Source organism: Halomonas sp. BC2 (genome assembly GCF_002078115.1).
Lineage (GTDB): Bacteria > Pseudomonadota > Gammaproteobacteria > Pseudomonadales > Halomonadaceae > Vreelandella > Vreelandella stevensii.
Map to the genome: position 1 here is coordinate 60,585 of NZ_LFGT01000012.1, position 1,822 is coordinate 62,406.

Annotated in this window: 2 protein-coding genes; both read right to left on the bottom strand. The window is 66.3% G+C overall.

Annotated features, from left to right (window positions below; genetic code table 11):
* On the bottom strand, positions 1-822 hold an 822-nt coding region (locus B7L71_RS09145), incomplete at its 3' end, for a TIGR01620 family protein (protein WP_081137475.1).
* Positions 819-1,822, bottom strand: a 1,004-nt coding sequence (locus B7L71_RS09150) for a YcjX family protein (protein WP_081137476.1), incomplete at its 5' end; no start/stop codon positions are given. The genes B7L71_RS09145 and B7L71_RS09150, both read right to left, overlap by 4 nt.

Below are 1,822 nucleotides of genomic sequence, written 5' to 3' on the forward strand. Positions count from 1 at the left end.
CGAGAGCATGTTGACGCTGGCATCGGTGGCCAGTTCGCTGGCTCCGGCAAAGGCCATGTTGTGCAACACATGGCGAAACAGCCGCAGTCGGCTGGCGTAGCCGAGCTCCAGCCCGTACAGGCGGCTGAGCCTGTCTACCATGGCCAGGCTGCGCCAGGCCACCAGGGCCATATCTACCAGCGTCAGCGGGCTGACCGCCACCATGATGGCGGTTTCACCCGACATGCGGGTAATCAAACGCTGGGCTTCCCGGTCTCGAGGGGCCAACAGGTGGTAGCGCAGCAGCGTATGGATCTCTTCCCCGCTATGGTGGGGCTGGCAGGCGCGCTGAAAGGCCAGCCAGTGAGGGTCGTCGTTGCCGAGCTTCAGCTGCTGGCGAAGCTGTTCGGCCATGGCCAACGCCTGCTTGCCGGAGCGCTGGGGCAGTTCGGCCAGGTTGGCCCGCAGCCGGTCATGGCGCTTGAGCCGCCCCAGACGGCCAACTTCCTTCAACAGCGAGACACCGCCCAGGCCAATCAGGCTGATACCGAAGAGCTGCCAGGCCATGGTCAGCCACTGGGACTGCGTGAGCGCATCGGGGATGCCGGTGACCAGTTCCACGGTGCCCAGCGTGGCACCGCCTGCCAGCGCAAACATCAGCCCCCAGCGGCGCTTGCGGGGAGCGCCCAGGGTTTCTTCCGGCAGGGCTTTCAGCTCGGCCTGGGTGGCCAGCGGCTGGTGGGTGTCCGTGGCGGCGAAGCGCTCACGCTGACGCAGGGTCTCTGCGGCGGGCTCGGGGGGCGCTTCGCTATGAAAGTCGCGGCGGGGCTGAGGGTTGCTCATGACAGTTTATCTCCAATCAGCCAGTCGATCGCGGCGTCCATACGGATGTGGGGCAGCGCCTCGCCGTTGGCGGGCATCGGGCGGAAACTCGGAAAATCGAACCCCTGCTGCTGCCAGAAATCGGCCCTGGGTAAGCGGCTGGGCACGTCGCCTGGGTAGACCAGCACCTCTTCGCCTTCCAGGGTGGTGCCTTTGAGGGCCGGGCTGCGCTGGCCGTCGTGGAGCACTTCCCGGGCCTCGGTGGCGCGGATGGCGGCCAGCGACAGCGCTTTGACGGGAATGTCCGCGTAGCGCAGGTCCTTGAGCGGCTCCGCCAGCAGCGCTTCCAGCAGGGTCACCACATGGGGGTGCTGGTCGGGGGTGACATGGTCGGCTTTGGTGGCGGCAATCGCCAGCCGGTCGATTTTGGGCGCAAACAGCCGGGTCAACAGGCTACGCTTGCCGTAATCGAAGCTCTGCATCAGCTGATGCAGCGCTTTGGAAAGGTCCTCGAAACGCTCCGGCCCCGCGTTGAGCGCGCCGAGCACATCCACCAGCACGATCTGTCGGTCAAAGCGCCGGAAGTGGTCGCGATAGAAGGGCCGTACCACCTGCTGCTGATAGTAACGAAAGCGCGATGCCAGCGTGGCGTAGAGGCTCGTGGCCGGAAGCGCGTCGAGACGCTCCTGGGGAGCCTCCAGTCCAGGCAAGGGAAAGAACTGCAGCACCGGCGCGCCGTCTAGCTCGCCCGGCAGCAGGAAGCGGCCCGGCTGCAGGTCGGAAAAGCCCGCCTGCTTCGCGCGACGCAGCCCCAGCGCATAGGCCTCCGCTAAGCGTGCCAGGTGCGCTTCATCCGCTTCGGCGCTGGGGTCCAACTGCTCGGCCTCAGCCAGCCACTCACTGAACAGCGCCCGGCGGTGCGGCCCCAGATGCTGGGTCTGCTGCTGGCTCCAGCTGTAAAAGTCATGCTGCAGCAGGGGAAGATCGAGCAGCCACTCGCCGGGATAATCGAACAGGTCCA